The organism is Bradyrhizobium sp. WBAH42 (assembly GCF_024585265.1).
Taxonomy (GTDB): Bacteria; Pseudomonadota; Alphaproteobacteria; order Rhizobiales; family Xanthobacteraceae; genus Bradyrhizobium.
Genome location: NZ_CP036533.1, coordinates 6,263,031 through 6,286,200, shown reverse-complemented (window position 1 = coordinate 6,286,200; position 23,170 = coordinate 6,263,031). Strand labels below are relative to the sequence as shown.

Genomic DNA, 23,170 nt, shown 5'->3' with positions numbered 1-23,170 from the left:
TGATGCTGCCGGTGAACAAGGGCGCGTCGACGATGAAGCGTGTGATCCTGACCAGTTCGTCGGGCGTCGGCCTTGCCCTCGCCGATCGCGCCGACATGGTCATCCCGTTCATCTACCGCTTCGTTTCGGGGCCACTTCCCACCGCTGACCACCTCAACAGTTATCTCGGCGCGCGCGAGTCGTGGTTTGACCCAATGCACTGGTCGGATTGCGTCCGCATCCGTCAATCGCCCCTTATCAGGCGCCCGGACCGGGCGGGTGGATTGCTCTGGGTCTGCGAAACCTATGGGGTCGATCTCATCGAACTATGGTTCGATCCCGAACCAAACAGTCAATTGCAGTTGATCTGGATCCTCGATTACCTGCGTTCCGAACCATCCATCACAGAGAAGCTGAGATTGCGACGCGTCGATTTCGACCTGCGCGAAGCAGATCCCTCAGAGCTTCGCCGTCGTGATGTGCAGCAGTTCGATATCGCAGAAAGCGATTTTGAGATCGCCAGCATGGCCTGGGAGGCCTACCGCGCGCCGACGCCCGAGCTTTGCGCCGGGCTGCTCGGCAGGCCGCTCGGCAAGCTGTCTTTCCTGAAGCCGGCCATGAAGGACCTGCTCGCAGAACTGCCGTCGCCGGCGACGGGACTGGGGGCGACGGAGACGCGGCTTCTCGAGCGGATTGCGGGCGGCCACAATCGTACCGATGAGCTGTTTCGGCCGGGCGCGCTGGGAACACGCGTGTTCGATCAGTGGGAGCTGGGCGCGCTGCTCGAAGGGCTCGCTTTTGGCCCGGCGCCAGCGGTCGCGGGTCTGGACGGCAAGCTGGCGACACTCGATCCGGACAACGCGAGAAGCCGCAATGCTGCCTTTCGCCGGAGCCGGCTGTCGCTGACTGAATTTGGCGAAGCGGTCCTGGCGGGCCGGGAAGATTTTCGCAGTCACAACCCGGTCAAGCGCTCGTGGGGCGGCACGCTTCTGACCAACGAACGGCTGTGGCGGTGGGATGGCGAGCGCCGGTTGCTGGTTGCGCCGTAGAGGCACATTCAGTGTTGTAGGGTGGATTAGCCGAAGGCGTAATCCACCGCTGTTTATCTCCGCGAAAGCTGAAGTGGTGGGTTACGCGGGCGGCCTGCGCTTCGCGCGACCGCCCGTTAACCCACCCTACAAATCCTACTCCGCGGCTTCTGCGTAATCGCTGACCGGCGGGCAGGAGCACACGAGGTTGCGGTCGCCGTAGACGTTGTCGACACGGCCGACCGGGCACCAATATTTGTCGGTGCGCGAGACGCCGTCGGGGAAGCAACCCTCAGAGCGGGTGTAGGCGCGCTTCCAATCGTCGTCGGCGATGTCGTGCACGGTGTGCGGGGCGTGGCGCAGGGGCGAGGCTTCGATCTTGAAACGGCCGGCCTCGACCTCGGCGATTTCTTTCCGGATCGCGATCATGGCATCGCAGAAACGATCCAGCTCGGCTTTCGACTCCGACTCGGTCGGCTCGATCATCAGCGTGCCCGGCACCGGGAAGCTCATGGTCGGAGCGTGGAAGCCGTAATCGATCAGGCGCTTTGCGATGTCGTCGACGGTGACGCCGCTGGTCGTCTTGAGCGGACGCGGATCGACGATGCACTCATGCGCGACGCGGCCCTTCTCGTTCTTGTAGAGCACCGGGAAATGCGGATCGAGACGCGCTGCGATGTAATTGGCGTTGAGGATCGCGATCTCGGTGGCGCGCTTCAGGCCTTCGCCGCCCATCATCAGGATGTAGATGTAAGAGATGGTGAGGATCGAGGCCGAGCCGAACGGCGCGGCCGAGACCGGACCGACCGGCGCATCCGCTTGCGTCGTCGGGTGTCCGGGAAGGAACGGGGCAAGATGCGCTTTGACGCCGATCGGGCCCATGCCGGGGCCGCCGCCGCCATGCGGGATGCAGAAGGTCTTGTGCAGATTGAGATGGCTGACGTCGGCGCCGTATTCGCCGGGCCTGCTGAGGCCGACCTGCGCGTTGAGGTTGGCGCCGTCGAGATACACCTGGCCGCCATGGCCGTGCACGATGTCGCAGATATCGCGGATGTGCTCCTCGAACACGCCGTGGGTCGAGGGATAGGTGATCATCACCGCGGCGAGATCGTTCGCATGCTTCTCCGCCTTGGCGCGGAGATCATTGACGTCGACGTCGCCGTTCTTCTCGCAAGACACCACCACCACGTCCATGCCGACCATCGCGGCCGAAGCCGGATTGGTGCCGTGGGCGGAAGAGGGGATCAGGCAGATCTTGCGATGGCTCTGTCCGCGCGCGGCATGGTAGCCCCGTATCGCGAGCAGCCCGGCATATTCGCCCTGCGCGCCCGAGTTCGGCTGCAGCGAGATCGCGTCATAGCCGGTGATGTCGCAGAGCCATTTCTCCAGCCGCGCGAACAGCGCGTGGTAGCCCTTGGCCTGCTCGCGCGGGGCGAACGGATGCAGCGTGGCAAATTCCGGCCAGGTCAGCGGCATCATCTCGGTGGTCGCGTTCAGCTTCATGGTGCACGATCCCAGCGGGATCATGGCGCGGTCGAGCGCGAGGTCGCGATCACTGAGCTTGCGCATGTAGCGCAGCATGTCGGTCTCCGAGCGATGCGCATGGAAGACCGGATGGGTCAGGAAGGCCGTGGCGCGCTTCAATTCGTCCGGCAGCGCCTCGCGCGTCTCGGCGTCGATCTCGGCATAGGCAAGCTTGCCGCCGAAGGCGCGCCAGACCGCTTCGACCGTCGCGGGCGTCGTGGTCTCGTCGAGTGCGATGCGAAGCGCGGTATCACCGACGCCGAGATTGATCTTCTCGGCGAGCGCGCGCGCGACGATCTCCTCGCGCTTGCCGCCGGCATCGACGCTGAGCGTGTCGAAGAAGGTCTCGCTGTCAGGCGCAAAGCCGAGCTTGCGCAAGCCGGTTGCGAGCACGGCGGCGCGGCGATGCACGTTGCGCGCGATCTGCGCCAGGCCCTCGGGGCCGTGATAGACCGCATACATCGAGGCGATCACGGCGAGCAGCACCTGCGCGGTGCAGATGTTGGAGGTCGCCTTCTCGCGGCGGATGTGCTGCTCGCGGGTCTGCAGCGCGAGCCGATAGGCCGGCGCCCCGCGTGAATCCACGGAAAGGCCGACGATGCGGCCGGGCAGCGAGCGCTTCAACGCATCGCGCACCGCCATATAGGCGGCGTGCGGTCCGCCGTAGCCCATCGGCACGCCAAAGCGCTGCGCCGAGCCGATGGCGATGTCGGCACCTAACTCGCCGGGCGAGGCGAGCAAGGTCAGCGCCAAGAGGTCCGCGGCGACGATGGCGAGCGCGCCCTTGGCCTTCAGCGCGGCGATCGCCGGCCTGAGGTCGCGCAGCGCGCCCGAAGAGCCCGGATATTGCAGCAGCGCGCCGAGCACGTCTGATTTGTCGAGATCGGTGAGGGGGTCGCCGACGACCAGAGACCACCCCAGCGGCTCGGCGCGGGTGCGCATCACCGCCAGCGTCTGAGGATGCACGTCCTTGTCGACGAAGAAGGCCTTGGCCTTGACCTGCGAGTGGCGCTCGGCGAGCGCCATGGCTTCGGCCGCCGCGGTGGCTTCATCGAGCAGCGAGGCGTTGGCGACGTCGAGCCCGGTGAGGTCGCAGATCATGGTTTGGAAGTTGAACAGCGCTTCCAGCCGGCCCTGGCTGATCTCGGGCTGGTAGGGCGTGTAGGCCGTGTACCAGGCCGGGTTCTCCAGGATGTTGCGCTGGATCACCGCGGGCAGGATGGTGCCGGAATAGCCCTGGCCGATCAGCGAGGTGAAGACCTGGTTCTGGCTTGCGAGCTCGGCCATATGCGCGATCGCCTCGGTCTCGCTCAGCGGCTTGCCGAGATCGAGCGGGGAGGTCTGCCGGATCGAGGCCGGCAGCGTCTCCGCCATCAGTGCATCGACGCTCTTGGCGCTGACGGCCTCCAGCATTGCGGTGACGTCGCGCGCGGATGGGCCGATATGGCGGCGAACGAAACTGGCGGCGGTGTCGCCGTTGGTCTTGCGGTGCGCGGTCATCGCTTGCTCCATCGTCCTTAAGCCGTATGCGCCTTGTAGGCGGCTTCATCCATGAGGCCGCCGAGCTCGCTTTTGTCGGCAATCTTGATCTTGAAGAACCAGGCCGCGCCTTGCGCATCCGAATTGATCAGCGCCGGCTCGGCGGCGAGGGCCTCGTTGGTCTCGAGCACTTCGCCCGTAACAGGGGCGTAGACGTCGGAGGCGGCCTTCACCGACTCCACGACGGCGGCGGCTTCGGCTTTCTTCAAGCTGCGGCCGACCTTGGGCAATTCGACGAACACGACGTCGCCGAGCTGCTGCTGGGCGTAATCGGTGATGCCGACCGTGGCGGTGTCGCCGTCGATGGCGAGCCATTCATGGTCGGAAGTGTACAGCGTCGTGGTCATTGTCTCGTCCTCAGCGTTTGTAGGTGTTTTTGACGAAGGGCATTGCAGCAATCTGCAAGGGCAGCCGCTGGCCGCGCACCTCGGCGAAGAGCTTTGTGCCGAGCGCAGCGAGGCTCACAGGCACGTAGCCCATCGCGACCGGCGCGCTCAGGCTCGGGCCGAAACCGCCCGACGTGACTTGTCCGATCGGCTCGCCACCCGCAGCGTCGGCAAACAGCAGCGCGCCCTCGCGCACTGGCGCGCGGCCCAGGGCGAGCAGGCCGACGCGGCGGCGGGATGCGCCGTTATCGAAATGGGCGAGGATCTTCGCAGCGCCGGGAAAGCCGCCGGCGCGCGCTCCGCCGGTGCGGCGGCTTTTTTGCACCGACCATTCCAGCGCGGCCTCGACCGGCGTGGTCGTGGTGTCGATGTCGTGGCCGTACAGGCAGAGCCCGGCTTCCAGCCGCAGGCTGTCGCGGGCCCCGAGGCCAATCGCGAGCACGTCGGGATTTGCCAGCAGCATTTTTGCGAGGCGTTCGGCATCGCCTGATGGAACCGAGATCTCGAAGCCGTCCTCGCCGGTGTAGCCGGAGCGCGAGACGAAACACTTGATGCCGGCGACCTCGTGCGGCCCGGCGTCCATGAATGTCATGGCCGGCGCCTCTGCACAGAGTTTCGCCAGCGCCGCTTCGGCCTTCGGACCCTGCAGCGCGATCAGCGCGCGGTCGGCAAGCTGCTCGATCACGCAGTCGTCGGACAGGTTGGCGCGCAGATGTGCCTCGTCCTCGGCCTTGCAGGCGGCGTTGACCACCAGGAACAGGTGATCGCCGAAATTGGCGACCATGAGATCGTCGAGAATGCCGCCGTCTTCGTTGGTGAACTGGGCGTAGCGCTGCCGCCCCGCGGCGATCGCCACGATATCCTGCGGCACTAGCCGCTCCAGCGCGCGGGCAGCGTCTTCCACCTTGCCGGACTTCGGCCGAAGCGCGAGCTGGCCCATGTGGGAGACGTCGAAAAGGCCCGCTTTGGTGCGGGTATGGAGGTGCTCCTTCAGCACGCCCGCGGGGTACTGCACGGGCATGTCGTAGCCCGCGAACGGCACCATCTTGCCGCCCAGGGACACGTGGAGGTCGTAGAGGGGGGTGCGTTTCAGGGAGTCTTGGTCGTGAGCTAGCATCTTGAGGGCCCTCGGCGGTTCCCCGGGGAGGATTCCCCGATGGACACCAGTCGAAGCCCCATCTGTCGCTGTGCCTGAGAGTATTATCCCGTCGGCGGACGCTGTCCGGGTCTACACCCGTCGGCGCCTCTTTCCAGATGCTGTCAAAGCCACGCGGTCCTTTTGCCTGAGAGTTTCCGGGGCGGTTGCTCCTTCGGCGCCGGCTAACTAGTAGCCGGTCTCTCCCGACGTGGCCGTACGATACAGATGGGTAGAGACCACAGGGGAGCCAAGCCTGTCAACGCGTCCGCACGTCCTATCCAACGGGATTGCAAGGGGATTGAGCGCCTGCGGCAACCCTCTGATCTCCCTGCACAGTTTCTGGACAGCGAAGCTGGCCTTGTCTAAAAGCGCTTTGGCCCGCAGATATCAGCCTGAACGGTCCGGTTTGGACGGCGAGAAGCGGGCCCAAGCATACCCGATTGGATGAACATGAGCGGCGTCAACGAGATCAGGTCGACCTTTCTGAACTACTTTGCCGAGAACGGCCACGAGATCGTGCCGTCCTCGCCACTCGTGCCGCGCAACGACCCGACGTTGATGTTCACCAATGCCGGCATGGTGCAGTTCAAGAACGTCTTCACCGGCGTCGAGAAGCGGCCCTACCAGCGCGCCACCACCTCGCAGAAATGCGTGCGCGCCGGCGGCAAGCACAACGACCTCGACAATGTCGGCTACACCGCGCGCCATCTCACCTTCTTCGAGATGCTCGGCAATTTCTCGTTCGGCGATTACTTCAAGGAGCGCGCGATCGAGCTCGCCTGGAAGCTGATCACCAAGGAGTTCGGGCTGAAGAAGGACAAGCTGCTCGTCACCGTCTATCACACCGACGACGAGGCGGCGGGTCTGTGGAAGAAGATCGCCGGCTTCTCCGAGGACCGCATCATCCGCATTCCGACCTCGGACAATTTCTGGGCGATGGGCGACACCGGGCCGTGCGGCCCGTGCTCGGAGATCTTCATCGACCGCGGCGAGCACATCTGGGGCGGACCTCCCGGCTCGCCGGAAGAGGACGGCGATCGCTTCCTCGAATTCTGGAATCTCGTGTTCATGCAATACGAGCAGGTGACGAAGGAGGAGCGCGTCGGTCTGCCGCGTCCCTCGATCGACACCGGCATGGGCCTGGAGCGCATGGCCTGCATCCTCCAGGGCGTCGAGAGCGTGTTCGAGACCGACCTGTTCCGCAACCTGATCGAGGCCACCGCGTCCGCGCTCGGCAGCGGCCCGACCGCGCAGAATGCCGCCTCGTTCCGCGTCATCGCCGACCATTTGCGCTCCTCGGCCTTCCTCGTCTCCGACGGCGTGCTGCCCTCGAACGAGGGCCGCGGCTATGTGTTGCGCCGCATCATGCGCCGCGCGATGCGCCATGCGCAGCTGCTCGGCGCCAAGGAGCCGCTGATGCATCGCCTGGTCTGGGCGCTGGTGCGCGAGATGGGCCAGGCCTATCCGGAATTGATGCGCGCGGAAAAGCTGATCGAGGAAACGCTGCGGCTGGAAGAGACCCGCTTCCGCAAGACTCTTTCGCGCGGCTTGGCCATCCTCGACGAGAAGAGCGCGTCCTTGAAGAAAGGCGACATGTTCGACGGCGACGTCGCCTTCACGCTGTACGACACCTACGGCTTCCCGCTCGATCTGACGCAGGACGCGCTGAAGTCGCGCGGCATCGGCGTTGACCAGGCGGCGTTCACCGACGCGATGGAGCGCCAGAAGGCCAAGGCGCGCGAGTCCTGGAAAGGCTCGGGTGAGGCCGCGTCCGAAGCGATCTGGTTCCCGCTGCGCGAGAAGCTCGGCGCCACCGAATTCCTCGGCTACGAGACCGAGAGCGCCGAAGGCGTGGTCTCCGCGCTGGTCAAGGACGGCGCCGAGGTTGCGAGCCTCAAGGCCGGCGAGACCGGCGCGCTTCTGCTGAACCAGACGCCGTTCTATGCGGAGTCGGGCGGCCAGGTCGGCGATACCGGCGTGCTCTCGGGCGAGGGCGGCATCAAGGTCCGCGTCACCGATACGCAGAAGAAGCTCGGCGATCTCTTCGTCCATATCGGCACGGTCGAGAGTGGCGAGTTGAAGCTCGGCACGGCGCTGCAGCTCGAGGTCGATCATTCCAGGCGCTCGACCATCCGCGCCCATCACTCCGCGACCCACATCATCCACGAGGCGCTGCGCCAGGTGCTCGGCGATCACATCGCCCAGCGCGGCTCGATGGTCGCGCCGGATCGGCTGCGCTTCGACTTCGTGCATCCGAAGCCGATCACGGCCGAGGAGCTCGCCCGGGTCGAGGACATCGCCAACGACGTGGTGCTGGAGAACGACGAGGTCACCACGCGCGTCATGGGCGTCGACGAGGCCCGCGAGGCCGGGGCGCGCGCGCTGTTCGGCGAGAAATATGGCGACGAGGTCCGCGTCGTCTCGATGGGCAGGACCGCGCGCGAGCGCGGCGCCAACGCGCTCGGCTGGTCGGTCGAGCTCTGCGGCGGCACCCATGTGAAGCGCACCGGCGATATCGGCCTGATCACGGTCACGAGCGAAAGCGCGGTCGCCTCCGGCGTGCGCCGTATCGAGGCACTGACGGGCAACTACGCGCGAAAACACGCCAACGACACCATGGCCCTGGCAAAGACCGCGGCGAACGAGCTGCGCACCTCGCTCGACGACGTGCCGGCGCGCATCGCCGCTCTGATGGAGGAGCGCAAGAAGCTCGAGCGCGAGCTCTCCGATGCCCGCAAGAAGCTGGCGATGGGCGGCGGTGCCTCCGCCGGCAACGGCGCAGCGTCGGGCGTGCGCGAGGCCGGCGGCGTCAAGCTGATGGCGCGTGCGGTGGAAGGCATCGAGATGAAGGATCTCAAGAGCCTTGCCGACGACGGCAAGAAGCAGATCGGCTCGGGCGTCGTCGCCATCGTCGGCGTCACTGAGGACGGCAAGGCCGGAATCGTGGTCGGCGTCACGCAGGACCTCACCGCGCGCTTCAACGCCGTCAATCTGGTGCGCATCGCCTCCGAGGCGCTCGGCGGCAAGGGCGGCGGCGGCCGGCCCGACATGGCCCAGGCCGGCGGCCCCGATGGCGCCAAGGCGTCCGAAGCCTTGAGCGCGATCGAAAAAGCGATGGCAGGCGCTTAAAGGCCCATGCGCCTCGTTCCGCGAGGACGTGGGCTTTCCGATCCGGACTTGAGGGATCGCCTCTACGAATTGCTGGAGCACGACCCCTTGGCCTATTCGGTCGGGTCGCGCTTCATCCAGGTCATCATCGGCGTCATCGTGCTCAACGTCGCCGCGATGATCCTCGCCTCGGTGCCGGAGCTCGACGCGCGGTTCGGCACGCTGTTCGCGGGCATCACCATCCTGTCGGTGATCGTGTTCGCGCTGGAATATGCGGCGCGGCTGTGGACCGTGGCCGGCCATACGCCGCGCAAGGGCTCGGCGCTGTCCGACCGGCTGGGCTACGTCTTCTCGGCGCTCGGCATCATCGACCTGATGGCGTTCCTGCCGGCGGCAATCGTGCTCGCGACGGGACGGCACGCGACGTTGGCAGCGCTCGGCGTGCTGCCGTTCTTCAAGCTGATACGGTACTCGCCGGCGATGCGCTCGCTGCTCGCCGCGGTGCATGCCGAGCGGCGCGCGCTGATCGGCTGCATCGTCATCCTGATCGGCGCCGTGTTGACCTTCGCCTCGCTGCTCTACGCCATCGAGCGCGACGTGCAGCCCGACAAGCTCGGCACCATCCCGCAGGCGATGTGGTGGGCGATCGTGACGCTCGGCACCGTCGGCTATGGCGATGTCGTGCCGGTGACGCCGCTCGGCAAGTTCGTCTCGACCTTCGCGATCATCGCAGGCTTTGCCATGATCGCGCTGCCGGTCGCGATCATCTCGACCGCCTTCGCCGAAGAGGTGAAGCGGCGCGATTTCGTCGTCACCTGGGGCATGCTGGCGCGGGTGCCGCTGTTCTCGCACCTCTCCGCCGCGGAGATCGCCGACATCATGCGCCTGCTCAGGGCGCGCACCATCGAGCAGGGCGAGATCCTGGTGCGACGGGGCGATGTCGCCTCGTCGATGTATTTCATCACCGCCGGCGAGGTCGAGATCGCGCTGCCGAACCAGCATGTGCGCCTCGCCGACGGCACCTTCTTCGGCGAGATCGCGCTGCTGCACAAGACGAAGCGCAGCGGCACGGTGACGGCAACGCGCAAGACGCGGCTGCTCGTGCTCGATGCCCAGGATTTTCATGCCCTGATCGCGCGCATGCCGACGCTGGCTGCCCACGTCCACGAAACCGCAAAGGCGCGGCTCGCCGATACCGGCGATCTCGCGCTCGCCGAGCTCGCGCAGGCGGAGAAGGAAGGCACCGACCGCTAAGCGGTCAGCCCTTCTTCAGGAAGACGTAATCGGCCGCGTAGGGCGCGCTTTTGAATTCGCCGGCCTTGTCGCAAGCGCCGTCGAGCTTGCCGCCATGGGTGTTGATGCGCTGGACCGTGGTGACCGGCGTCAGCGTGCCGCTGCCGCGGCGGGCGGCGACTTCCAGCTTGAGCCACGGGATATCGGCAGGCGTTGCGCCCGGTGCGTTGCCGACGGCCTTGCCGACCACGGCGCTACCGTCGGCGAGCTCCCAGTTCGGGCCGGCATAGTGGCGGCCAACGGTCTTGCCTTCAGACAGCAGCGTCGCGACGGGCTCGCGGAAGGCCCAGGCGAGCTTGCCGTCGGCGGCTGACTTGCACTCATAGACCTGCGCGCCCTCGGCGTGGACGCTGAGCACGATGGTCTCGCCGGGGGCGGCGATGGCGTTGGGTAGCGGCTCGGCGGCCAGCGCAGGGGCACTCGCCAGCGCGAAGACCGCGAACGCAACGCTCATGAATGATGGCATGCACGGTCCTCGATCAACGGTCTCGTCATTGCGAGGAGCTCTTGCGACGAAGCAATCCAGACTGTCCCCGCGGAGGGATCCTGGATTGCTTCGCTGCGCTCGCAATGACGGGTGGGGCAGGTAGCTTACGCCGCCAGCTCCTTGGTCAGGTTCTCGGCGACCTTGTCGAGGAAGCCGGTGGTCGAGAGCCAGCGCTGGTCGGCGCCGACCAGGAGCGCGAGGTCCTTGGTCATGTAGCCGGCCTCGACGGTGTCGACGCAGACCTTCTCCAGCGTGGCGGCGAACTTGGCGAGCTCGGCATTGTTGTCGAGCTTGGCGCGGTGGGCGAGGCCACGGGTCCAGGCGAAGATCGACGCGATCGAGTTGGTCGAGGTCTCCTTGCCCTTCTGGTGCTCGCGGTAGTGACGGGTCACGGTGCCGTGGGCGGCTTCGGCCTCAACGGTCTTGCCGTCGGGGGTCAGCAGCACCGAGGTCATCAGGCCGAGCGAGCCGTAGCCCTGCGCGACCGTGTCGGACTGCACGTCGCCGTCGTAGTTCTTGCAGGCCCAGACATAGCCACCGGACCATTTCAGCGCCGAGGCGACCATGTCGTCGATCAGGCGGTGCTCGTAGGTCAGGCCCTTGGCGTCGAACTCCTTCTTGAACTCGCGGTCGAAGATGTCCTGGAAGATGTCCTTGAAGCGCCCGTCATAGACCTTGAGGATCGTGTTCTTGGTCGACAGGTACACCGGGTAATTACGGAGCAGGCCGTAATTGAAGGAGGCGCGGGCGAAGTCGATGATGGAATCGTCGAGATTGTACATCTCCATCGCGACGCCGGCGCCGGGCGCCTTGAACACTTCCTTCTCGATCACGGTGCCGTCCTCGCCGACGAACTTCAGCGAGAGGGTGCCCTTGCCGGGGAACTTGATGTCGGTGGCGCGGTACTGATCGCCATAGGCGTGGCGGCCGATGATGATCGGCTTGGTCCAGCCGGGAACCAGGCGCGGCACGTTCTTGCAGATGATCGGCTCGCGGAAGATCACGCCGCCGAGGATGTTGCGGATGGTGCCGTTCGGCGACTTCCACATCTGCTTGAGGTTGAACTCCTTCACCCGGGCCTCGTCGGGGGTGATGGTGGCGCACTTGACGCCGACGCCGACCTTCTTGATCGCCTCGGCGGCGTCGATGGTCACCTGATCGTTGGTGTGGTCGCGGTATTCCATGCCCAGGTCGAAATAGAGCAGCTCGACATCCAGGAACGGGTTGATCAGCTTGTCCTTGATGTACTGCCAGATGATCCGGGTCATCTCGTCGCCATCGAGTTCGACGACGGGATTGGATACCTTGATTTTTGCCATGATCGGGGAAGCCCTCTTGGGAACGGCGCTTTTGGCGCGCCAGCGTGAATATCCGCCGCCTCTTAGCACCGCCGCGCGGCGGGCGAAAGCCAAGGGATTATGCACTTTTAGCTCATCCAGCTTGCGCAGGCGGGAAGCGGCGGGCCGGGCCGCTGCCGGGGCCGGCCTCACGTTCCAGGCGAGTTTCAAAAGTCGAATCCAAGCCGTTATTTCCCTTGAGAATTTTGTCAGGACAGGCAAACGACAGGCGGACAGCGCCCGAGCCGGCCCAAGACCAGTTCGAACGACCGGCTTGAATCAATTCCTGAAGATGGCCTCGCCAAGGCCTTGAGAGACAGTGTGAAAGCAGAGCGAGATGTCGGGGACTGACAAGAGCAAAGCCGGCCTTTCCCTCGACGGTCCCATCGTGATCCTGGTCGAGCCGCAGCTCGGCGAGAACATCGGCATGGCCGCGCGCGCCATGGGCAATTTTGCCCTCGGCGCCCTGCGCATCGTCAACCCCCGGGACGGCTGGCCCAACATCGCGGCCCAGCGGGCTGCGGCCGGCGCCGACCACATCCTGGAAACGGTCGAATTGTTCAGCACGGTCGAAGAGGCGGTCGCCGACCTCGACCTGCTGTTCGCCACCACCGCGCGTCCCCACGACCAGGCCAAGCCCGTGGTCGGGCCGGATGCTGCAGCGGCCGAGATCGCCGGGCACGTCGCGACCGGCGGCAGGGCCGGCATCCTGTTCGGCCGCGAGCGCTGGGGCCTGACCAACGAGGAGGTCGGGCTCTCCAACCGCATCATCACCTTTCCGGTCAATCCGGGCTTTGCCTCGCTCAACCTCGCCCAGGCCGTGCTGCTGATCGGCTATGAATGGTTCAAGCGGGCGACATCCGGCGAACTGCCGCACGCCATGCCGGAGCGCTCCGAGCGCGCCTCGCAGCACCAGATGCAGGCCTTCTTCGACAACCTCGTGCGCGAGCTCGACAAGGTCGAGTTTTTGCGCCCGGCCGAGAAGCGCGACACCATGCTGGTGAACCTGCGCAACATCTTCACCCGGATGGAGCCGACCAAGCAGGACATGCACACCCTGCACGGCGTGATCATGGCGATCGCCGAGGGGCGCAAGGGTCCGGCCAAGGGCGGCGTGCTCGACGGCGAGCAGGCCACGCGCCTGCGCGCGCTGCTGGCCGAGCACGGGCAGGGCGGTGGCGTCTCCGACAGCGGCTCGACCGTGCGCGGCCTCGCTCGCCTGCTCCGCCGCAACCCGACCGACGCCGAGCGACTGTTGTGGCAGGCGCTCACCCGCGACCGCCGCTTCGCAGGTGGGTTCAAGCGCCAGACCCCGGTGGGGCGCCACATCCCCGACTTCGTCTCCTTCCCGCACCGGATCGCGATCGAGCTGGTGAACCCGGGCGAGGGCGAGGCGATCGCGGCGGACCGGGCGGGGCGGCGGGCGTGGCTCGAAGCGCGCGACTACCGGGTGCTCGACATTCGCGCGGCGGATGTGGAGCGCGATCTCGAGGCGGAGCTGGTGCGGCTGCAGGGGATGATCGAGCAGGGTGCGTAGGTTTCGTCGGGTGGAGGTCTCGTAGGGTGGGCAAAGCGAAGCGTGCCCACCATGTCTATCGACGACGCTGATAGAGATGGTGGGCACGGCGCTGCGCGCCTTTGCCCACCCTACGAGACCTTCATCCTCGCCCGAGTTGCGCCTTGTGCCGCAACCAAAGGCTGTGCAGACGCGCAATCGGTTGCTATGAAGTCCCCGGGAATTGAGATGGGGACTGCATGTTTGGAATGGTGGGCCGCACACTCATTTGTGCGGCAGCAGGCTTCGGTGTTTTGGCGCTGACTGCCTTGCTCGAGATATCAGGCGCTCGCGCGGAAATGCCGTTGGCTTCCAAGTGTAACGCGGCCGGCAATTTCAGCATCGATGACAGGATCGCAGGCTGCACCGCCATCGTTCAGGCGGCGGGGACGGGCATGCAGCAAGGTGTGGTCATGGCGCGCTTCCGCCGCGCCATGTTCTACCGCCAGAAGGGCGAGATCGACCCTGCGATAGCGGACTACAACGAGATCATTGAGCGTAATCCGGGCAATCTGAACGCGCGCCTCGCGAGGGCTTCCATATACGTCCAGAGGCGCGACCACGAAGCCGCGCTTGCGGATTACGACAAGGTCATCGAGCTCGATCGCAACAATACCTATGCGTATCTTGGGCGTGCGCGGCTGAACCTGAAGGACGATGTCGATCGCGCGATCATCGACTATGACCGGGCCCTTCGGATACATCCAGATAATGTCCATGCCCTTATCGGCCGCAGCTTTGCCTATGAGACAAGGGGCGAGTCGGATCGCGCCTTAGCCGATTGTGCGCGGGCGATCGTGATCGGCCCGGACCATTGGATCGGCCAATTCTGCCGGGCCGACATCTATCTCGCGCGGGGCCAGACCGATCTTTCATTGTCCGACTTCGACCGCGCGGTCCAGCTTAACCCGAAGGACCCGCGGCCTTATGTCGGCCGAGCCAGGGTTTTTCAGGTCCAAGGCGATCTCGGAAAGGCATTATCGGACCTGGACCTGGCAATCGAGATCAATCCCAATAACCCCAGCTTCCATCGCTTGCGTGGGGCCGTCCACTTCCAATCCGGCCATCTGACGGAGGCACTTGCCGACCTTCGTCGATCGAACGAACTGGACCGGAAGGATGCCTACACGCAGCTGTGGTTCGATCTCGCGCAGCGAAAGAGCGGCAGCGGGAGTGAGCTCGGTGAAGCCGCAAAGCTGATCGACCCGTCACGTTGGCCCGCGCCCATCGTTCGCTTCTTCCTGGGCGAGATCACTTTCGAAGCATTGCTCAAGTTCGCGCAAGATGACTCCACGCGGAAGACAAGGGAGCAGGTCTGCGAAGCGAACTTCTATGCTGGCGAGCTGGCGCTACAGCGGGGAGCTGATCAAGCCGTGCGCCTGATGCGCGCAGCCGCGGACGAGTGTCCGAAGCGCTTTGTGGAATGGGCCGCGGCTAACGCCGAGCTTCACAAGCTCGAAACGAAACCCTGATTTGCGGCGTAGAGTCTTCCCAGCTTGGAACGAGCAAAGCGCAATCCGGGACAGTGTTCCCGCATCCGCTGCGCTCCATGCGGGCTACGAGACCAGCGCGTTTAGACCGCCTCCAGCTGATCCGCCGCGCGCTTCTTCTTCGCCTTCGCCTGGCCGAGCAGGGGGCCGGCCGTGAGCGCCGCCGTATCCGCGACGCCCGGGTCGCGCGAGATCATCGCGGCGACGATGGCGCCGTCGATGATGAGGCCGAGCTGATGCGCCAGCACCGCGGGCTCGGCTGAGCCGAGCTCGCCGGCGAGCTTCTCGATGTGGCCGAGCACGATCTTCTTGTGCTTCAGCGCGATGTTGCGGAACTGTTTTGCGTCCTTGTCGTGCTCGCCGACGGCGTTGATGAAGGGGCAGCCGTAGAAGCGCTCTTCGGCGAACCAGCTCTTCAGTGCGGGGAAGATGCGCGTCAGCTTCGCCTGCGCATCGCCGCCGCCTTGCTCCATGGCGCCGATGAACCATTCGCGCCATTGCTTGCCTTCGCTCTCCAGCACCGCGTTGACGAGGTTGGTCTTGGAGCCGAACAATTTGTAGAGCGTGGTCTTGGCGGTGCCGGCCTCCTCGATGATCGCATCGATGCCGGTGGCGTTGATGCCGTTCTTGCAGAACAGATGCGTCGCCGCGCTCAAGAGGCGACCGCGTGCCGACTCGTCCTCGGCGGCGGCAGTATGGGGCGAATTCTTTCTCGATGACGTCTTTGCCATGGACTCAAACTTACCCGCAGCCGTGCCGCATCAGCAAGCCGCATCTGTTTGGCGCTGAAAAGATTCGCAGAGCCTGGCCGGTCTGCATCGCCTTTGAGCAAGGACCGGCTGACCAATCCGCAGGCAGGAAGGCTTAAGCGGCTCCAAAGCTTCGCCTTTTGTTTTTCGCGGGCTCTGGCACGCTCCATGCAAGGAAACAGACCGTTCGGTATCCTGCCGATTTCCACTTCTGCCAGGGAGAAGACTGATGACTGCCGTCGTTCAGAAGACAGTGCTGACGGGGTGCCTCGCGCCCATCGACAAGAACGGGCTCGAGCAACTGATTGCCAACGGCAAGGCAAATCCGAAGGTCATCAAGACCTTGAAGTGCAAGACGGTCGCGGAAGGCAAATTCCGCCACGCCAACTATATCCGCAACCTGCCGCCCTACATCGTCGACGAGCCGCCGGGTCTGCTCGGTGACGACACTGCGCCCAATCCGTCGGAAGCCTCGCTGGCCGCGCTCGGCTCGTGCCTTGCGGTCGGCCTGCATGCCAACGCCGTGCACCGCGGCTGGATCGTCAACAAGCTCGAGCTCGAGCTCGAAGGCGATCTCAACATCACCGCGGTCTGGGGCACCGGCGACACCTCCGACAAGCCGGTCGGATTCACCGACGTCCGCGTCAAGGTCGACATGGAATGCGAGGGCATCTCGCCGGACGAGATCAACGCGCTGGTCGCCCATGTGAAGAAATGGTCGCCGGTCGCCAACACCTTCACCCGGCCGGTCAATCTCGAGGTCGGCATCTAGCAGAGCGGCAATCAGGACAGGGTGCGGGAGACGATCATGGGTTCACTGGCTTTATCGCGGGCCGACGTTCTGGATCAGCCCGCACCGTCCATTGCGGGCGAGGTGGCGCGGATCGCGCGCGAAGAGCTCGCGCCGCTGGCCGCCGGCATCGACGACGGATCGGTCTATCCGGCCGAGGTGCTGCGCAAGTTCGGCGCGGTCGGAGCGTGGGGCAGCCACGTGCCGCACGAAGGCCCCGCCGATCTGCGCTGCGCGATCCAGGCGATGGCGGCGATCGGCGAGGTCTGCGGGGCGACGGCCTTCATGGCCTGGTGCCAGAACACGCTGGTTTGGTACGCGGCGAATTCCACCAATGTGAAGCTCGCCAAGCGCTTCGGCGATGCCTTCTCGACCGGTCGCGTGCTCGGCGGCACCGGGCTCTCCAATCCCATGAAGAGCTTTTTCGGCATCGAGAAGCTGAAGCTGAAGGGCCGCAAGGTCGAGGGCGGCTACATCGTGCGCGGTGCGCTGCCCTGGGTCTCCAATCTCGGCCCCGACCATTATTTCGGCACCATCTTCGAGCGTGAGGACGAACCCGGCACTGTGATGTTCCTAGCCGATTGCTCGGACCCGGCGATCACGCTGACGCCGTGCAAGCCGTTCCTCGCCATGGACGGCACCGGCACTTTTGGCGTGCAGTTCCGCGACGCTTTCGTGCCTGATGAGCTGATCCTCGCCGATCCCGCCGGGCCCTTCGTCAAGAAGATCCGCGCCGGCTTCATCCTGCTCCAGGCCGGCATGGCGCTCGGGGTGATCAAGGACTGCATCAACATTATGGACGAGGTCGACAATCCCCTCGGTCATATCAACCGCTATCTGCCGCAGCAGCCGGTGCACTTTCGCGATCTCGCCGTCGAGCTCGACGCCGAGGCCATGGCGCTGGCGCGCGATCCCTACAACGAGGAGGAGACCTATTGGCGCAAGGTGATCGCGCTGCGGCTTCGCGCCGGCGAAGCCAGCGTCGCGGCGGCGCACGCGGCGATGCTGCATTGTGGCGCGCGCGGCTACCTGAAGAGCCACCGCGCGCAGCGGCGTCTGCGCGAGGCCTATTTCGTCGCGATCGTCACGCCCGCCACCAAGCAGCTGCGCAAGATGCTCGCCGATTTCTGAGTTCCGAGCCTTAAAGTTTTACGAGTCCACCCGAAGACCCACCAACCTCAACGGAGAGGCTGCCATGACTGACGTTCTGATCACTGCCGTCGAACTCGCCGATCTCTTGAAGACCGAGCCGTGTGTCGTGATCGACACCCGCAATCCCGATGCCTACGCCGCCGGGCACCTGCCTGGCGCCGTGAACGTGCACGAGATCTTCACGTTCCTGGCGACCTCGACACCGGAAGGCATGGCCGAGCTCAAGACGAAATTCGCGGATGCGTTCGGCGGTGCCGGCCTTTCGGGCAAGGAGACCGCCGTGGTCTACGAGCAGTCGATGAACTCCGGCTTCGGCCAGTCCTGCCGCGGCTATTACCTGCTCACCATGCTCGGCTATCCCAAGGTGAAGGTGCTGCATGGCGGCTTCGATGCCTGGTCGGCCGCGGGCTTCCCGGTGACCAAGGACGTGCCGACGCCGGCGAAGGCTTCGTTCGCGATCGTGCCTGAAGCGGGCGAGATCCTGATCGATGCCAAGACCATGCTCGCCGCCGTCGGCAAGCCGGGTATCGCGATCCTCGACGTGCGCGACGTCGACGAGTGGATCGGTGACAGCTCGTCTCCGTACGGCAAGGATTTCTGCCCGCGCAAGGGCCGCATTCCCGGCGCCGTCTGGCTGGAATGGTATCGGATGATGAAGCCGACCGCCGAAGGCCCGCGCTTCAAGTCCAAGGACGAGATTCTGGCGGAATGCGCCACCGTCGGCATCTCGCCGACGACGCCGGTCTACCTCTACTGCTTCAAGGGCGCTCGTGCCTCGAACACCTTCCTGGCGCTGAAGAACGCCGGCGTGAAGGACGTGCGGATGTATTTCGGCTCCTGGAACGAATGGTCGCGCGATCCCTCGCTGCCGATCGAGCAGGGCCTGCCGACCGCAGCTGACGTGACGACCAAGGCGGCGTGAGCCGCCAGTCGCCGCAGAGTTCGGTCCACCTCTCCCCGACGGGGAGAGGTCGGATTGCTATGGCGCGCAATTGCGCGCCTAAGCAATCCGGGTGAGGGGGCGCCGTACTCGGTGGGACTGAAACCCCTCACCCGGATCGCATCGATGCGATCCGACCTCTCCCTTCGGGAGAGGTGTTCTCCGTCTCACATCGATATGACCAAGACTATCCTGCTTTAGTGGCCCACGGACGAGGCGTAATTCCCAGCGCCTTGATCCGCGAGGCCAGTGTGGTCGGCTTGATGTCGAGCATCTCGGCTGCGCCGCCGGGGCCGAACACTTTTCCGGCGCAGGCCTCGAGCGCGGCCAGGATGTTGGCGCGCTCGTAGTCGCGCATTTCGGATGACGTCATGATCGCAGGCCGCGCGTCGGCTTTCTGGCGGGCGGAACCGCTCGGCGCCTGTGCGCCTGAACTATCCGGCAGATCGATGCGCAGGCGGCCGTTCTGCGACAGGATCGCAGCGCGCTCGATCACGTTCTGCAGTTCGCGGACATTGCCGGGCCAGTCGTAACGGGTCAGCCGCCGTGCATCGCCCTCCGACAGACGCAGGTTGGATTTCAGCGCCTTGCTCTCGCGCGTCAGGAAATGTTGCGCGAGCAGGGGAATGTCCTCACGGCGTTCGCGCAAAGGGACAGTCTCGATCGGGAACACGTTGAGGCGGAAATAGAGGTCTTCGCGAAAGCGGCCGCGCTGGACCTCCTGCTTGAGATCGCGATTGGTCGCGGCGATGACGCGAACGTCGACCGCGCGGGTGCGCGCCTCGCCGACACGCTCGAAATGGCCTTCCTGCAGCACGCGCAGCAGCTTGCCTTGCAGCTCGAGCGGGATCTCGCCGACCTCGTCGAGGAACAGTGTGCCGCCGTCGGCAAGCTCGAAGCGGCCGATGCGGTCGCGCGTTGCACCGGTGAAGGCACCGCGGACATGGCCGAAGAATTCGCTCTCGAACAATTCGCGCGGGATCGCGGCGCAGTTGACCCGGATCAGCGGCCGGTCGCTGCGGGTGGAATCCTCGTGGATGGCGCGCGCGATCAGCTCCTTGCCGGTGCCGGATTCGCCGGTGATCATCACCGCCGCGGTGGTCGGCGCCACCAGCTTGACCTGGCGCAGTGTCTTCTGGATCGCCTCGCTGCCGCCGATGATGCCGCGCGGATTGGTCTCGATGCGGATTTCCTCCTGGAGATAGGCGTTCTCCAGCTCGAGCCGCTCGCGCAGCCGGTCGACCTCGGCAAGGGCGGCGTGCAGCTTCTCGTCGGCCTCGCGGCGCTGGCTGACGTCGCGAAACACCACGACGGCGCCGACCACGACGCCGCGGTCGCGGATCGGCGTCGAGGTGTACTCGACCCAGGCGGGCGAGCCGTCCTTGCGCCAAAACACCTCGCCGTCGACCTGGTGCACGGCGCCGTCGCGGAACGCCGCATAGATCGGGCAATCATGATTGTGATAGTGCCGGCCGTCGTGGTGGGTGTGGTGGACGATCGGGTGGATCTCCTTGCCGACCAGCTCCTCGGCGGTCCAACCCAGCATCCGCTCGGCCGCGGGATTGACGAAGGTGGTCTTGCCTTCGGCGTTGACGCCATAGATGCCTTCGCCGGCGGCGCGCAGGATCAACTGGTTCTCGCGCTCGATGTCCTGGAATACGCGCTCGACCCGCTGCCAGGTCGAGATGCCGCCACGCATATGGTCTTCGGCGGCAGCATCGACATTGCGCCGGCGGCGCGCTTCGAGGTCGGTCAGCGTCAGCAGCAGCAGCGTGCGGCCGTCATGCGGCAGCAGGCAGCCTGCATATTCGAGCCGGAGATCTTGCCCGGTCGCGTGGCGGGGATTGAGCGCCGTGGTCCAGTAGGCGCCCTTGTGCAGCACGGCCTGGGTGAAGACGGTGAGGGCGGCAAGCTCGCCGGCGTGGAGCGTGCTGGCCCTGGTCTGTCGCAACAGGGCGCGATCGTAGCCGAGCAGGGCGCAGGCGGCGGGATTGGCATCGACGATCTGGTCGCCGTAGGGATCGACCAGCAGGGTCGCTTCGACCGAGGATTCGAAGGCGGCGATGCGCGGGTCGATGACAGGGGCCACATCGTCGTGGACGGGCATTGGCGTCGTTGCCATTGCGAAATCTCGTAATTGAACTACGAAATCTCGTTTATCACGAGTTTTCGTAGCGGCCAAGTGCGGGTGAAAGTGCTGCGTCATCAAGGCACTGGCCGGCCGAAGGGGCATGGCATGCTCCTTGCGTAATTGCTCCTCGCAACGACGCGCAGGAGGGCCGATGTCCACGTTCGACAATCCGTTTGATCCCGATCGCAACCTTCGAGCCGGCTGTGTTTGCGGCCAGCATCGTTCCGCGGCTGAGCACGAGCAGGCGACGGCGCTGCACTGCGAGCCGGTCGCAAGCGAAGAGAAGCGTTACGAGGGCGTGGTCGCTTCCGCTGTGATGCGCGCGATGTTTCCGCAGGACGTGGCGCGGCGCGCTTTCCTGAAGTCGGTCGGTGCATCGACCGCGCTCGCGGCACTGTCGCAGTTCTTCCCGCTCAAGACGGCGACCGAGGTGTTCGCGCAAGCCGGCGCGCCCGAGAAGAAGGACCTCAAGGTCGGCTTCATTCCAATTACCTGCGCCACGCCGATCATCATGGCGGCGCCAATGGGCTTCTATGCCAAGCACGGCCTCAATGTCGAAGTGGTGAAGACCGCCGGCTGGGCCGTGATCCGCGACAAGACCATCAACAAGGAATACGACGCCGCGCACATGCTGGCGCCGATGCCGATCGCGATCTCGCTTGGCCTTGGCGCCAACGCCATTCCCTTCGCCGTGCCTGCAATCGAGAACATCAACGGGCAGGGCATCGTGCTCGCCACCAAGCACAAGGACAAGCGCGATCCGAAGGACTGGAAGGGGCTGAAATTCGCCATCCCCTTCGACTATTCCATGCACAATTACCTCTTGCGCTACTATCTGGCCGAGCACGGTCTCGACCCCGATACCGACGTGCAGCTGCGCTCGGTGCCGCCGCCGGAGATGGTGGCGAATTTGCGTGCCGACAACATCGACGGCTTCCTTGCGCCCGACAACATCTGCCAGCGCGCGATCTATGACGGCGTCGGCTTCATGCATCTGCTCTCCAAGGAGATCTGGGACGGCCATCCCTGCTGCAGCTTTGCCGCAAGCCGCGAATTCATCACGACGGCGCCGAACAGCTTCGCGGCGCTGACGCGCGCCATCGTCGATGCCACCGCCTACGCCTCGAAGGCGGAGAACCGCAAGCAGATCGCCGAGGCGATCGCGCCGGCGAACTACATCAACGCGCCGGTCACCGTGCTGGAGCAGGTTTTGACCGGGACCTATGCCGACGGCCTCGGTGGCGTGAAGACCGATCCCAAGCGCGTCGATTTCGATCCGTTCCCCTGGCAGTCTTTTGCGGTGTGGATGCTGACGCAAATGAAGCGCTGGGGCCAGATCAAGGGCGACGTCGATTACAAGGCGGTGGCCGAGCAGGTGTATCTGGCGACCGATACCAAGAAGCTGATGACCGAGATGGGACTCACGCCGCCGGCGAGTGCTTACAAGTCGTTCGCGGTGATGGGGAAGTCGTTCGATCCGGCCATGCCGGAGGACTACGTCGCGAGCTTCAAGATCAGGAAGGCGTCGTGATGATCTCCGCTCTTGTGTCCCGGGCGCGGTGCAGCGCGAAGCGGTGCGACGCAGAACCGGGACCCATGCGGCCCGACTGGGTCCCGGCTCTGCGAAGCAGCACACCGGACGATGCTGCGCATCGCCGGGAGTGCTGCGTCGCGTCCGGGACACGGGCGGCGGGGTTTGCGTCATGACCACCTCCCTTCGCCTTCGCGCGGGCCTCGTCTCGATCGTGCTGCTCGCCGCCTTTCTCGGCATCTGGCATCTCGCCACGCGCTCCACCGCGCCGGTGACGGCGATGAGCCCGGAATACGCCAAGCTGATGGGGCTCACCGCGACGCAGGGCAAATCGGCGATGCCCGGGCCGCTCGATGTCGGCGCAAAACTCTGGGAGCACCTGAAGCGGCCGTTCTACGACAACGGGCCGAACGACAAGGGGCTCGGCATCCAGCTCGCCTATTCCATCGCGCGCGTCGGCACCGGCTATCTGCTGGCCGTGCTGGTGGCGATCCCGCTCGGCTTCCTGATCGGGATGTCGCCGCTGCTGAGCAAGGCGCTCGATCCGTTCATCCAGGTCTTGAAGCCGATCTCGCCCTTGGCCTGGATGCCGCTCGCGCTCTACACCATCAAGGATTCCTCGGTCTCGGCGATCTTCGTCATCTTCATCTGCTCGATCTGGCCGATGCTGCTCAACACGGTGTTCGGCGTCGCGACCGTGCGCAAGGAATGGATCAACGTGGCGCGGACGCTGGAGGTCGGCACGGTCAGGCGCGCCTTCACCGTGATCCTGCCGGCAGCGGCGCCGACGATCTTGACCGGCATGCGCATCTCGATCGGCATCGCCTGGCTCGTGATCGTCGCCGCCGAGATGCTCGTCGGCGGCACCGGCATCGGCTATTTCGTCTGGAACGAGTGGAATAACCTCTCGATCACCAACGTCATCATCGCGATCCTCTTGATCGGGATCGTCGGCATGCTGCTCGACCAGATCCTGGCGCGCTTCACGCGCATGGTCACGTTTCCGGAGTAGA

17 protein-coding genes and 1 riboswitch are annotated in these 23,170 nt (G+C 65.3%); of the genes, 10 read left to right on the top strand and 7 right to left on the bottom strand.

Annotation, left to right across the window (positions count from 1 at the left end; translation table 11 throughout):
* Window positions 1-2 precede the first annotated feature (2 nt).
* Window positions 3-1,028, top strand: a complete 1,026-nt coding sequence (locus DCG74_RS29690) for a hypothetical protein (RefSeq protein ID WP_306557914.1) — start codon at window positions 3-5, stop codon at window positions 1,026-1,028.
* 135 nt (window positions 1,029-1,163) lie between these two features.
* Here DCG74_RS29690 and gcvP read toward each other — a convergent pair whose 3' ends face one another.
* Genes gcvP through gcvT form a run of 3 tightly spaced genes read right to left on the bottom strand, consistent with a single transcriptional unit; the run spans window position 1,164 to window position 5,573 of the window.
* Window positions 1,164-4,031, bottom strand: a complete 2,868-nt coding sequence (gcvP, locus tag DCG74_RS29685) for an aminomethyl-transferring glycine dehydrogenase (RefSeq protein WP_172782932.1) — start codon at window positions 4,029-4,031, stop codon at window positions 1,164-1,166.
* A 17-nt stretch (window positions 4,032-4,048) separates the two neighbouring features.
* Window positions 4,049-4,417, bottom strand: a complete 369-nt coding sequence (gcvH, locus tag DCG74_RS29680) for a glycine cleavage system protein GcvH (RefSeq protein WP_172782933.1) — start codon at window positions 4,415-4,417, stop codon at window positions 4,049-4,051.
* A 10-nt stretch (window positions 4,418-4,427) separates the two neighbouring features.
* Window positions 4,428-5,573 carry a glycine cleavage system aminomethyltransferase GcvT gene (gcvT, locus tag DCG74_RS29675; protein ID WP_172782934.1) on the bottom strand — a complete coding sequence of 382 codons (1,146 nt, stop codon included), beginning with the start codon at window positions 5,571-5,573 and terminating at the stop codon, window positions 4,428-4,430.
* A 145-nt stretch (window positions 5,574-5,718) separates the two neighbouring features.
* A riboswitch (glycine riboswitch) is annotated at window positions 5,719-5,810 on the bottom strand.
* Between the two features lie 234 nt (window positions 5,811-6,044).
* Between gcvT and alaS the strand changes: the two genes are divergently transcribed.
* A complete protein-coding gene (alaS, locus tag DCG74_RS29670; RefSeq protein ID WP_172782935.1) occupies window positions 6,045-8,723 on the top strand; it encodes an alanine--tRNA ligase in 2,679 nt (892 codons plus the stop codon).
* Between the two features lie 6 nt (window positions 8,724-8,729).
* Entirely contained in the window at window positions 8,730-9,956 is a 1,227-nt protein-coding gene (locus DCG74_RS29665; protein WP_172782936.1) for a cyclic nucleotide-gated ion channel, read from the top strand.
* Window positions 9,957-9,960: 4 nt separating this feature from the next.
* Here DCG74_RS29665 and DCG74_RS29660 read toward each other — a convergent pair whose 3' ends face one another.
* Both DCG74_RS29660 and DCG74_RS29655 read right to left on the bottom strand, forming a co-directional pair.
* A complete protein-coding gene (locus DCG74_RS29660) occupies window positions 9,961-10,461 on the bottom strand; it encodes a DUF3455 domain-containing protein (RefSeq protein ID WP_246708688.1) in 501 nt (166 codons plus the stop codon).
* Window positions 10,462-10,586: 125 nt separating this feature from the next.
* Window positions 10,587-11,801 carry an NADP-dependent isocitrate dehydrogenase gene (locus DCG74_RS29655; RefSeq protein ID WP_172782937.1) on the bottom strand — a complete coding sequence of 405 codons (1,215 nt, stop codon included), beginning with the start codon at window positions 11,799-11,801 and terminating at the stop codon, window positions 10,587-10,589.
* 355 nt (window positions 11,802-12,156) lie between these two features.
* Here DCG74_RS29655 and DCG74_RS29650 point away from each other — a divergent pair, with 355 nt between their 5' ends.
* Both DCG74_RS29650 and DCG74_RS29645 read left to right on the top strand, forming a co-directional pair.
* Window positions 12,157-13,356 carry a TrmJ/YjtD family RNA methyltransferase gene (locus DCG74_RS29650; protein WP_172782938.1) on the top strand — a complete coding sequence of 400 codons (1,200 nt, stop codon included), beginning with the start codon at window positions 12,157-12,159 and terminating at the stop codon, window positions 13,354-13,356.
* 218 nt (window positions 13,357-13,574) lie between these two features.
* Complete coding sequence (locus tag DCG74_RS29645) at window positions 13,575-14,846, top strand: lipopolysaccharide assembly protein LapB (RefSeq protein WP_172782939.1); 1,272 nt, start codon at window positions 13,575-13,577, stop codon at window positions 14,844-14,846.
* Between the two features lie 101 nt (window positions 14,847-14,947).
* Here DCG74_RS29645 and DCG74_RS29640 read toward each other — a convergent pair whose 3' ends face one another.
* Window positions 14,948-15,595, bottom strand: coding sequence for a TetR/AcrR family transcriptional regulator (locus DCG74_RS29640; protein ID WP_172782940.1), 648 nt, complete (start codon window positions 15,593-15,595; stop codon window positions 14,948-14,950).
* Window positions 15,596-15,842: 247 nt separating this feature from the next.
* Between DCG74_RS29640 and DCG74_RS29635 the strand changes: the two genes are divergently transcribed.
* From DCG74_RS29635 to DCG74_RS29625, 3 genes are all read left to right on the top strand, one after another.
* Complete coding sequence (locus DCG74_RS29635; RefSeq protein ID WP_027576569.1) at window positions 15,843-16,385, top strand: OsmC family protein; 543 nt, start codon at window positions 15,843-15,845, stop codon at window positions 16,383-16,385.
* Window positions 16,386-16,421: 36 nt separating this feature from the next.
* Entirely contained in the window at window positions 16,422-17,534 is a 1,113-nt protein-coding gene (locus tag DCG74_RS29630) for an acyl-CoA dehydrogenase family protein (protein ID WP_172782941.1), read from the top strand.
* Window positions 17,535-17,598: 64 nt separating this feature from the next.
* Window positions 17,599-18,477 carry a sulfurtransferase gene (locus DCG74_RS29625; RefSeq protein WP_172782942.1) on the top strand — a complete coding sequence of 293 codons (879 nt, stop codon included), beginning with the start codon at window positions 17,599-17,601 and terminating at the stop codon, window positions 18,475-18,477.
* Between the two features lie 205 nt (window positions 18,478-18,682).
* On the opposite strand, the gene DCG74_RS29620 is transcribed toward DCG74_RS29625, so the two are convergent.
* On the bottom strand, window positions 18,683-20,617 hold the full coding sequence (locus tag DCG74_RS29620; RefSeq protein WP_172782943.1) for a sigma 54-interacting transcriptional regulator: 1,935 nt from the start codon (window positions 20,615-20,617) through the stop codon (window positions 18,683-18,685).
* 160 nt (window positions 20,618-20,777) lie between these two features.
* Between DCG74_RS29620 and DCG74_RS29615 the strand changes: the two genes are divergently transcribed.
* A complete protein-coding gene (locus DCG74_RS29615; RefSeq protein ID WP_172782944.1) occupies window positions 20,778-22,157 on the top strand; it encodes a CmpA/NrtA family ABC transporter substrate-binding protein in 1,380 nt (459 codons plus the stop codon).
* A 172-nt stretch (window positions 22,158-22,329) separates the two neighbouring features.
* On the top strand, window positions 22,330-23,169 hold the full coding sequence (ntrB, locus tag DCG74_RS29610; RefSeq protein WP_172782945.1) for a nitrate ABC transporter permease: 840 nt from the start codon (window positions 22,330-22,332) through the stop codon (window positions 23,167-23,169).
* The last annotated feature ends 1 nt before the right edge of the window (window position 23,170 follow it).

Excerpts from the sequence above, each read along its gene's own strand:
- alaS (WP_172782935.1), top strand. The coding sequence starts at position 6,045 with ATGAGCGGCGTCAACGAGATCAGGTCGACCTTTCTGAACTACTTTGCC.
- DCG74_RS29655 (WP_172782937.1), bottom strand. The coding sequence starts at position 11,801 with ATGGCAAAAATCAAGGTATCCAATCCCGTCGTCGAACTCGATGGCGAC.
- gcvP (WP_172782932.1), bottom strand. The coding sequence starts at position 4,031 with ATGACCGCGCACCGCAAGACCAACGGCGACACCGCCGCCAGTTTCGTT.
- ntrB (WP_172782945.1), top strand. The coding sequence starts at position 22,330 with ATGACCACCTCCCTTCGCCTTCGCGCGGGCCTCGTCTCGATCGTGCTG.
- DCG74_RS29635 (WP_027576569.1), top strand. The coding sequence starts at position 15,843 with ATGACTGCCGTCGTTCAGAAGACAGTGCTGACGGGGTGCCTCGCGCCC.
- DCG74_RS29690 (WP_306557914.1), top strand. The coding sequence starts at position 3 with ATGCTGCCGGTGAACAAGGGCGCGTCGACGATGAAGCGTGTGATCCTG.
- DCG74_RS29630 (WP_172782941.1), top strand. The coding sequence starts at position 16,422 with ATGGGTTCACTGGCTTTATCGCGGGCCGACGTTCTGGATCAGCCCGCA.
- DCG74_RS29665 (WP_172782936.1), top strand. The coding sequence starts at position 8,730 with ATGCGCCTCGTTCCGCGAGGACGTGGGCTTTCCGATCCGGACTTGAGG.
- DCG74_RS29645 (WP_172782939.1), top strand. The coding sequence starts at position 13,575 with ATGTTTGGAATGGTGGGCCGCACACTCATTTGTGCGGCAGCAGGCTTC.
- DCG74_RS29620 (WP_172782943.1), bottom strand. The coding sequence starts at position 20,617 with ATGGCAACGACGCCAATGCCCGTCCACGACGATGTGGCCCCTGTCATC.
- DCG74_RS29650 (WP_172782938.1), top strand. The coding sequence starts at position 12,157 with ATGTCGGGGACTGACAAGAGCAAAGCCGGCCTTTCCCTCGACGGTCCC.
- DCG74_RS29615 (WP_172782944.1), top strand. The coding sequence starts at position 20,778 with ATGTCCACGTTCGACAATCCGTTTGATCCCGATCGCAACCTTCGAGCC.
- DCG74_RS29625 (WP_172782942.1), top strand. The coding sequence starts at position 17,599 with ATGACTGACGTTCTGATCACTGCCGTCGAACTCGCCGATCTCTTGAAG.
- gcvT (WP_172782934.1), bottom strand. The coding sequence starts at position 5,573 with ATGCTAGCTCACGACCAAGACTCCCTGAAACGCACCCCCCTCTACGAC.
- gcvH (WP_172782933.1), bottom strand. The coding sequence starts at position 4,417 with ATGACCACGACGCTGTACACTTCCGACCATGAATGGCTCGCCATCGAC.
- DCG74_RS29660 (WP_246708688.1), bottom strand. The coding sequence starts at position 10,461 with ATGCCATCATTCATGAGCGTTGCGTTCGCGGTCTTCGCGCTGGCGAGT.
- DCG74_RS29640 (WP_172782940.1), bottom strand. The coding sequence starts at position 15,595 with ATGGCAAAGACGTCATCGAGAAAGAATTCGCCCCATACTGCCGCCGCC.